Origin of the sequence: Convivina praedatoris (genome assembly GCF_933208495.1) — a bacterium.
Taxonomy (GTDB): domain Bacteria; phylum Bacillota; class Bacilli; order Lactobacillales; family Lactobacillaceae; genus Convivina; species Convivina praedatoris.
The window spans coordinates 334,617-343,459 of record NZ_CAKOET010000001.1 but is presented as its reverse complement, the minus strand read 5'-3'; the positions used below and the strand labels follow the sequence as shown (position 1 = coordinate 343,459).

The 8,843-nt window shown below is 40.0% G+C and carries 5 protein-coding genes; 3 read left to right on the top strand and 2 right to left on the bottom strand.

Going from position 1 to position 8,843, the window contains the following annotated elements; translation table 11 throughout:
- Both M4974_RS01610 and M4974_RS01605 read right to left on the bottom strand, forming a co-directional pair.
- Nucleotides 1–4,866, bottom strand: a 4,866-nt coding sequence (locus tag M4974_RS01610) for a KxYKxGKxW signal peptide domain-containing protein (RefSeq protein ID WP_248715721.1), incomplete at its 3' end; no start/stop codon positions are given.
- A gap of 513 nt (nt 4,867–5,379) precedes the next feature.
- Nucleotides 5,380–6,486: an alpha-hydroxy-acid oxidizing protein gene (locus tag M4974_RS01605; protein WP_248705484.1), complete on the bottom strand. Its 1,107-nt coding sequence runs from the start codon at nt 6,484–6,486 to the stop codon at nt 5,380–5,382.
- A gap of 203 nt (nt 6,487–6,689) precedes the next feature.
- On the opposite strand from M4974_RS01605, the gene M4974_RS01600 reads away from it, so the two are divergent.
- The 3 genes from M4974_RS01600 to M4974_RS01590 all read left to right on the top strand — a co-directional run bounded on the left by M4974_RS01600 (nt 6,690) and on the right by M4974_RS01590 (nt 8,808).
- Nucleotides 6,690–7,316, top strand: a complete 627-nt coding sequence (locus M4974_RS01600; protein ID WP_248705485.1) for a Pr6Pr family membrane protein — start codon at nt 6,690–6,692, stop codon at nt 7,314–7,316.
- A gap of 62 nt (nt 7,317–7,378) precedes the next feature.
- Entirely contained in the window at nt 7,379–7,948 is a 570-nt protein-coding gene (locus M4974_RS01595; protein ID WP_248705486.1) for a GNAT family N-acetyltransferase, read from the top strand.
- Between the two features lie 5 nt (nt 7,949–7,953).
- The gene (locus M4974_RS01590) at nt 7,954–8,808 is read left to right on the top strand and encodes a CPBP family intramembrane glutamic endopeptidase (protein ID WP_248705487.1); all 855 of its coding nucleotides are present in this window, start codon (nt 7,954–7,956) and stop codon (nt 8,806–8,808) included.
- The last annotated feature ends 35 nt before the right edge of the window (nt 8,809–8,843 follow it).

Genomic DNA, 8,843 nt, shown 5'->3' with positions numbered 1-8,843 from the left:
TTCACTCTTGGCGGTTGAGTCAGAGTTCGAATCAGAAATTGACGTACTTGCCGACTTGGACGCTGACTTTGAGCCAGAAGTTGAATCAGAAACCGAAACACTCGTTGAAGCCGATTGACTAGCAGAGTCTGAAATCGAAGTTGACTTGGATGAGCTGTTCGAAATTGAAGTACTCATCGAAGCCGTTGAAGCTGAGTTAGAAATTGACGTCGAAACTGATTCACTCTTGGCGGTTGAGTCAGAGTTCGAATCAGAAGTCGATGTACTTGCCGACTTGGAAGCTGATGTTGAACCAGAAGTTGAATCAGAAACCGATACACTCGTTGAAGCTGATTGACTAGCAGAGTCTGAAATCGAAGTTGACTTGGATGAGCTGTTCGAAATTGAAGTACTCATCGAAGCCGTTGAAGCTGAGTTAGAAATTGATGTCGAAACTGATTCACTCGCTGCCTTTGAATCAGCATCTGAAACTGATGTTGAGGTTGAAGCTGATTCACTCTTGGCGGTTGAGTCAGAGTTCGAATCAGAAATTGACGTACTTACCGACTTGGAAGCTGACGTTGAGCCAGAAACTGAATCAGAAACCGAAACACTCGTTGAGGCTGATTGACTCGCTGATTCCGAAGCCGAAGTTGACTTTGATGAACTGTTTGAAAGTGAAGTACTCATCGAAGCCGTTGAATCCGAGTTAGAAATTGACGTCGAAACGGATTCACTCCCTGCCCTTGAATCAGCATCTGAAACTGACGTTGAGGTTGAAACTGATTCACTCTTAGCTATTGAGTTGGAATCCGAATCAGAAATTGACGTACTTACCGACTTGGACGCTGACGTTGAGCCAGAAGTTAAATCAGAAACCGAAACACTCGTCGAAGCCGATTGACTAGCAGAGTCTGAAATCGAAGTTGACTTTGATGAACTGTTTGAAAGTGAAGTACTCATCGAAGCCGTTGAATCCGAGTTAGAAATTGACGTCGAAACGGATTCACTCCCTGCCCTTGAATCAGCATCTGAAACTGACGTTGAGGTTGAAACTGATTCACTCGCCGCCTTTGAATCAGCATCTGAAACTGATGTTGAGGTTGAAACTGATTCACTCTTAGCTATTGAGTCGGAGTCCGAATCAGAAATTGACGTACTCGTCGACTTGGACGCTGACGTTGAGTCAGAAGTTGAATCAGAAACCGAAACACTCGTCGAAGCCGATTGACTAGCAGAGTCTGAAATCGAAGTTGACTTGGATGAGCTGTTCAAAATTGAAGTACTCATCGAAGCCGTTGAAGCCGAGTTAGAAATCAAGGTTGAAACTGATTCACTCTTGGCGGTCGAGTCAGAGTTCGAATCAGAAATCGAAGTACTCGTTGAAGCCGAATTCGAAAGTGACGTCGAGACTGATTCACTAGATACCTTTGATTCAGAGCCAAAAATTGATGTTGAAGTACTTGCTGACTTCGAAGTATCAGCGGAAATAGAAGTTGAAATCGAATTACTTGCGGCCGTAGAACTTGAATTTATAAGTGATGTCGAAGTTGACTCACTTGCTGATTTTGACGCAGGAATTGATGTAGATGTTGAAAGCGAGGCAGAAGTTGACTGAGATTCCGCAATCGAGTAATAGACATAGGTGACCCTGTCAGCACCGTTTGTCATGGTAAAAGTGGTACCAACTGGCACTGTTTTACCATTCAAAACTACGTGGTCAAAGCCGTAATCCTTAACTAAAGGGGCCTCTGCAACGCTAGCTTGACCTCCCGTGATACCCGTAATAGTTATGCCTTCATTTGGCGTCAAGCTCCGACCATTTGTATCTTGATAAGTCGGCTTGATAGCTTGTGTATCACCGACAACATAAATAGTAATCAAAGGATTAGTTGTCGAAACTGTCGAAGTGGTTGCCTGACCATCAATATTAGCATCAAAATGATAGCCAGCTGGTACATTACTCTTCGTATAGTATGAATCGCGCCAATCAATTGTGTTACCAAAGTTCGCTGTCACAATATTATTGGCAATTGATTCGGTACCATTTTGACCTGATAGTACTGACGTAAGTACGTTACCGGTATTCTTATCCACATACTGATAAGTAACATCTTCAGGAACACCATAAACGTAAATATTATAGACATAATTAGTTCCTGCCATTGGAACAATAGCATAGTTTGCTTGTCCAAAAGTATCCCCATTATCACTATCGTTTGTCGGATCTCCACCGTCTTGAGCTTTGGCTTTAGCGCTTGGTGCTACTTGATTGCCAATTGCCCACATATAGCCACTAGGCATATTTACCTTAGCAAACTCAGATGTCTGTAAATTAAGTGTTTTTCCAATAAAATACTTATTTCTATCTGAAACATCGATGTTCATTGAACTTATAGTCTTACCGGTAAAATCAACATAATTAACTTTGATAGTGCCATTATCTAAGGATTGAGTTTGAAATTCTCGAATACTGCCATTAGAGGTTGTTACTTGCTGATTATCTTGAGATGTGTAAACGACATTATTCCCATTTACTTTCATACTAGTAACTGCATATTCAGCATTTCCAGTTGGAGTAGTAGCACTACTATCGGTGCCATTATTCCATACCCGAACATCAGAATTATTTAAGACGAAGCCATAGGGAACAGTGGAATTAGTATAAATGGTAAATACTGATCCTGCAGCCGGCTGTCCAGAAGTTGTTAAACGTGCAATTCGTAAACTTTTAGGTGAAATAAAGGTTACTTGTGAATACCAACCGACAAAAACAACTGACGTATTATTAGTCTGACCTAAATCAAGGGTTGTTCCTGCATTAAAGATTGCTTTCGTCTGTCCATTTAAATAGAACGAATTAGACCCAGTATTATCAGGAGCAATAACCGTCAAATTTTGTCCAAAAACTAACTTACGTCCATTACCACTACCATCTCCATTATAGTTAGCATCGGTAATAAAATTTTGAAAACGATGCTGCTCCCAATGAACATTATCACCAACAGTTATGCCATCATAGCGTGCATAAACCAGTGGATTTCGATTACTCGTATACCCCAACAACTCATTACCAGTGATCCAAGCTCCATCACCAACAGTAAATTGGTGAGCATACCCGGTAGAATTGGTCATTCTATTAGAATACTGTTGCCGTTCTGCTGAAAAGTAGAACATAGAATCACCAATCGTTCCAGAAGTACGATTCATAACTACCTGAGAGCCGTTGGCAATATTAACATTGCTAATTACAACCAGCTCTTCTTTAATATTGGCAGTAATATTTCCGGATAGATTAACTGCGCTTCCTTCGGCCCAGAGCAAACGTCGAGGCTGTGTAGTGGCATCCCCTGAAATACCCTTAGTGCCACTTAGTGAAACGTTATCAATATTATAAATCCAACTACCCATACCTCCAGATTGAGCCCGAGTTGTGATTACCCCTTCATAGTCAGTGGTACTCATACCCTCACCTGACCAGTTAGTTCCTGAAGTTGCTTGCAATAAATTAGCATTAGTAATGGTGAAAGTTGTGCCCACAGTGGTAGCACTGGTACCCGTCCGGAAAGCAGCTTTACCTAAGTTAAGTGTATGACCATTACCGTCGATGATAATGCCATTAGCACGCCAATTCAGGGCTTGGCTACCACTATTGTCTTGATTTGGATTTGAGACATCTTGCTGAACATCAATGTAAGTAATGTTGTTATCATTATAGGCCGATTGAAGACCTGCCCAATCATTAACAGCGGCATAAGTGTTGTTTTGTTGTGCAGTTGCTTTATAAGTCGCTTTATTAGCAACCTGATCAGCTACAGCCACTTTAACAGACGTTGGTGTCGTCTGATGATTCGGATCATCATTGTAAATAGTTTGGCTGTTTAACTGTGCTCGTCCTGTATCTGAATCAGGTGAAACCGTAATACTTTTAGTTGAGTCCTCTGTTGCCAAACGATCTACTAATAGATTTTGGCCAGCATAACTCGCAGCACTATTATTATCGGAACGCAGTAAGTTCGAGAATAATACAGCATCTGCAACAGATTTCGAGTTTACTTGACTAGTTGCCACGCTATTAGCCAAAGAACTTGCTTGACTTAAATCATTGGCCAACATATTACTTTCAGACTGTGAGCTGGCCTGGCTACCATCTTGACTAATTGAGGTACTATTGGCCTCCGAAACAGCCTGACTCAAATCCCGGCTATCTTGAACGTTGGCTGATTGAATTTCAACCTGACTATTAGCTTGACTAAGTGACGTACTGTTCGCCTGCGAAGTAGCCAGACTTAAATCCTGCGTAAATACCCCTTGGCTGTTAACCGCGCCACTAGTAGTTGCGTGAACAGTCTGACTAAATAAAGAACCGGCAGCAGTCGTTGAAGTCTCACTCTCTGAGGTTATTGCTTGTGAAATCGGAGTAGTTGAACTCTGAGGCTTGACCTGGCTATCACTTTGTTGGAGAGATGTATCGTCTCTAGGCTGTTGCGACTGTGAAGCAGTAAAGCTAGTACTTTGCTTCAATAAATCCTGCAAAGATGTCTCATTTTCTAGTTTGATTTCAGCCTGACTAGCACTTTGACTCAAATAATTGCTACCTGAAACAACCACTTGTTCAGATGTTGAATCAGTCTGATTGGTGGTGGAATTTTCTGATGAAAGTACAACCTGTCTTTGCTGTGGCAGAGTTGGATGGTCCTGAACAGCAGTTAAATTTTGGCCATCAGTTGTATCCGTCTTAGCTGTGTTGTCCGCAGCAACCGTTGTTGATCCACCTAGACCAAGTGTGAATAAACTAATCCCAGAAACAAACCAAATCTTTCCAGATTTATACATTTTAAAATGCGTTTTAATCAAATTACTATCAAATATGTTGTTCGATTTCATATAATATCTCCTAATTAGTACGACATACACTCACTACATTTTTTATTATATAATACTTACACAAAAATTAAACCAAAATATCCGCTAATATTATTCTAATATTTCTTATTATAAAAACTTATTTTGACAAATCAAAGAAGTTAAATAACCTGACCAATTTGAATTTTAAAGTTTACCTATTAACAATCTCATTATGTAGAATTTCTTACTGGTAAATTAGTACCTACTCAAGCAAAACTATCCTTACAAAATCAAGTTTTCCAGTAAAAATAATAGGTTTATATGTATACCAAATGAAACTTATTGTTAAAAAGTAAGGTAAACCAATTTATACTACCTTGTACAATTCCAAACTTATTTTTTACATAAAATAAATATAATTTCACGTAAAAAGCCTCATAAAACAATTACTTTAAGCCTTTGATGGTTATTGCTGGATTAACATTGTGCTATTAACAACTTAATCAAAAAACACAAAAAGCCATCCAAGCTAACTTGAATGGCTCTTATTTGTTACACGAAATCGTTGTCTCTCAACTGATAGTGTTTAACATCTTCAATCGTCTGTGTCCCGGCTAATTGCATGACCATCTTCAATTCTTCCGTTAATTTATCAAAGACTTGTTCCACACCACGGCTACCGCCTAAAGCCAAGCCATATATAGCAGGCCGACCGATAGCCACCAAATCCGCACCACTAGCTAAAGCTTTAAAGATATGCTGTCCACGACGAATACCAGAATCATAAACAATTGGTACGCGATGATTGACTGCCTTAGCCACATATTGCAGAGAATCAAAGGCGGCCGGTCCCCCGTCTAACTGGCGACCGCCATGATTACTAACCCAAATACCCGATGCACCAGCATCCAAAGAACGCTCAACGTCTTTAGCACTTTGGACACCCTTCACATAAACTGGCAAACCAGAATAAGCAGCAATAAATTCAACATCCGTAGCGGAAAGCTTTTGTTTGGCCGAACCGTAAACATAGTTCATTGACCTACCGACACCTTCTGGTAAATATTCCTGCACGATTGGCATATTCACAGGAAAAACGAAATGATTGCGAACATCAACTTCTCGATTACCACCAACCGTAGCATCGGCTGTTAAAACAATCTTTTTAACACCTAAGGCCTTTACTCGGTCAATAATATGTTTATTAATTTCGTTATCTTTACTGAAATAAAACTGGAACCATTCCGGCGATCCTGCTAAAGCTTCCGTAATATCGGGCAAATCAACCGAAGAGTAAGAACTAGTAGTATAAACAGTATTAAAGTTATGCACTCCCTGAGCACTGGCGATTTCTCCAGCATCATTGGCTAATTTATGAGCTGCAACCGGTGCCAAAATAATAGGCGCAGTAATTGTATGTCCATCGACCGTCGTGGCGGTATCCGGATTTTCCACATCAGCAAGTACCTGTGGAATAATCAATTTATGATTAAAAGCTCGATCATTTTCTGTTAGGGTAAATTCATCCCCCGCTCCACTGGAAATATAACCAAAGGCATCAGCTGGAATAACTTTTTGAGCCCGTCCTTCCAAATCATACGTATTCACGAAATCCGGAATAAAACCCTCGGCCTGACTAGTTTTAAACTCACTCACCATAAGATAACACCTCCCAAATCTATAACTCTTCACCTGAATTATAACACCGTTAGTTTATTTATAATTATTTCTTCGGGTTAGCTGAACTAACTATTTAAAATCCATTAAAGGATTGGCAAGTTGACAGTATCAGCCAGTTCAGAATGGTATCATCATCTTATTATGTCGTATCGTATTCTAAACATAAACTAAGGAGACATTTAATGCCGATTATCAAGAATAAAAGAATAGCCCTTTCATATGAAGCAATCTTAATTTTAATTGCCATCTACGGGGTCTTCATTAATACCGGACTAGACCCGCGGGCTTTTCTGTATTACACGACATTGAGCAATCTTTTGTGCATGCTGTATTTTGCCTATAATATAGTAAGAACTTTACAAAATAAACCCATTAATCATAATTTTAAAGGAGCCATTACTTTGGCAATTACAGTCACCATGCTTATTTATTGGTGCATTCTAGCTCCATATAATTTTGACGTCCACAATTTTAGCCAATTACTTGGAACCCTCTGTGTCCATCTCTTCGTACCCCTAATGGCCATTTTTGATTGGATTTTATTTGATAAAAAAGGACATTTTTCAAAGTGGGCCCCACTGTCATGGCTAGCAATTCCCTTGGTTTATTATGTTTTTGCAGTCATTGCTGCCTCATGTAATATTACTTTTGCTAACAGTAAACATTATCCTTACTTCTTTATTGATTCTAATCTCCTGGGCTGGGGGCCCGTATTATTAATTGTCTTGGCCTTAACCATCTTCTTTTTAATCTTTGGCTATCTCTTCTACTTTATTGATACGAAGTGGGGCGCTAAAGGTCACAAATAAACATTTAAGTGGCGACTATAGTACTATATTAGATAAATCTAATTTTAAGAGGAGCCATCATTATGTTTACACTATCAACTTTCACTACTGGTCAATTAAAAGTTAAATTAGCCCTAACCGATGAAAAATATGCCCCCGCCCTTTTCAACATCTTAAAACAAGATGCCAACCGACTAATTCCTTGGCTACCTTGGGTCGCTGATATGCAGTCGATTGATCAAGAGGTCGTCTTTATTCAGCAAAGCCGCCTGCAATTTGCCAAAACTACCGCCATTGTCTTAACTATCTTAGTCAATGATCAACCAGCTGGCATGATTGACCTTCATAAAATCGATTTGATGCAACAAAATGCTGAAGTTGGTTACTGGTTGGGGTCTCAATACCAAGGACAGGGCATCATGACGCAGGCTTTACAACAGGTCAGTCAGTACGCCCTAACAGAATTGGGCTTGCACAAACTTCTCCTACTGGCGGATGTGGATAATTATCCAAGTATTCAGGTTGCTCAAGGAGCCGGCTTTACCTTAGAAGCAACTCTTAAAGAACAAGTCCGTAATCATCAGGGCCAATACCGCGATATGCGCCTCTTTGCTCTTTTTAACCATAATTCATCACATCTAAAGGAAAATTAAATTTTATGATTAAATTGTTTACCAACCGTACCATGATTGTAATAGGTGCATTTTTAATTGCCCTCTTTATTTTTGTACTCGGTGATGTTACCAGTGGGATTGCCACTCAATTACTCATTCCCAATCTTCTCAGTAGTTCTACCGCAGCTGAAGACACGATTTCGCTCTGGGCAACAGCTATTACGCCCTTAATATTTATCGGCTGGTATGCCATTAATCGTAACCAGACTCAATTCCAACTTTATTTGCCCTTTCCACGGCAAAAAGTACTAAGTCGTTATCTATCTAGCTGGCTACTAGGAGCTTTGGCTATTATCATCATTTGGCTGATTGGCCTAATTTTTCAAGCTTTTACCATCACTACTGTTTGGCATAATACCAACGGATTTTGGATATTAGCCTTTCTAATCGGTTTTGGTTTCCAAGGGATGAGTGAGGAAATTGTTTGTCGAGGTTATCTGCAGGGAAAACTAACTCAAGCCATTGGTCCTAAAACTGCAATTATTATCTCAAGTATCTTCTTTGCTGCCCTTCATGGCGCCAACAACGGCGTCACTGTGGTTGCCTTATTCAATCTAATCTTATTCGGTCTATTAATGGCCTTAGTCCGTGATTTCACCAAAAATTTATGGCTCTGTGGAGCCTTTCACAGTGCTTGGAATTTTGTACAAGGACCTATTTTAGGCGTCCATGTATCTGGCACTTATCCTTCCGCCAATATCCTTCTATCCCAAGGAACCGCCCACTATACCTGGGCGAACGGTGGCGACTTTGGCATCGAAGGCTCCTTATTATGCTCTATAATTTATGTCATCATGATTGCCGGAGTTATCTATTGGCATAAACGTCAGCAAGCGTGACATAGATTGTCTAAGTGACGATAACTGTTGCTATA